Source organism: Aeromonas cavernicola (assembly GCF_002795305.1).
GTDB classification, from domain to species: domain Bacteria; phylum Pseudomonadota; class Gammaproteobacteria; order Enterobacterales; family Aeromonadaceae; genus Aeromonas; species Aeromonas cavernicola.
In genome coordinates, this window is record NZ_PGGC01000101.1 from 1 (window position 1) to 833 (window position 833).

Sequence of the window (833 nt, forward strand, 5' to 3'; positions counted from 1 at the left end):
TCTGAAGGGATACACGGCGAGCCAGCTGAGTTTTCACATGGCGTCGGTCTATCTCATCCATGAACTGAGCTGCATGCCGTACCTGTCACCGGGGAGTATCCCGAAGCGGGTAGCAGAGCTGGAGAAACAGGCGGGGCAGTTTGTATTGCCGGAGCGAAGGGAGCGGAGTTATCCCCGCAGTGTGAAGGCAAGACCACAAAAGTATGCGGTGCAAAAAGCCAATAAAAACAATGCCAGTCAGGCTTAACTGACTGGCATTACCCCATAAGCGTAAACAGATCACTGCATACACCAACGTCAGCGATATCCCGATATCTTTTTCCAATGCGCTAGTCCTTCCTTTCGCATCACCAGCACGGCCTCATTTCTTGGATGTCCCTTTTTTCCAGAGCCCTGTATTCTCTCGCGGTGGGACCCACAACTAATGCAATAGAGGGGTAATCCCCCCGAAAATCTGGAGTGCTCATAAGTAGAATTTTCTCGTATCTTGAACGCAGGAGGTTCTACATGAAAACATCACGCTTTAGCGATGCCCAAATCATCGCCATCCTCAAACAGGCCGAGTCTGGCTCACCCGTCCCTGAGCTCTGCCGTGAGCATGGCATCAGCTCCGCCACCTTCTACAAGTGGCGTTCCAAATTCGGTGGCATGGATGCTTCTCTGATGGCACGCCTCAAAGAGCTGGTGGAGGAAAATCGTCGCCTCAAGAAAATGTATGCCGAGGAGCGCCTCAAGGCAGAGATCATCGCCGAGGCCATAGCAAAAAAGTGGTGACGCCATCTGCCCGCAAGGAGATGGCTACCAAAGCGGTTTCCTGTCTCTTATACACATCT

General features: G+C 52.1%; 3 pseudogenes. 2 read left to right on the top strand and 1 reads right to left on the bottom strand.

The window, feature by feature from the left end:
- Positions 1–247: pseudogene (locus CUC53_RS11955) on the top strand (IS4 family transposase); the annotation flags it as partial.
- Between the two features lie 56 nt (positions 248–303).
- Here the strand turns inward: CUC53_RS11955 and CUC53_RS11960 are convergent.
- Positions 304–415, bottom strand: a pseudogene (locus CUC53_RS11960) (IS5/IS1182 family transposase); the annotation flags it as partial.
- A gap of 92 nt (positions 416–507) precedes the next feature.
- Here CUC53_RS11960 and CUC53_RS11965 point away from each other — a divergent pair.
- Positions 508–833, top strand: a pseudogene (locus CUC53_RS11965) (transposase); the annotation flags it as partial.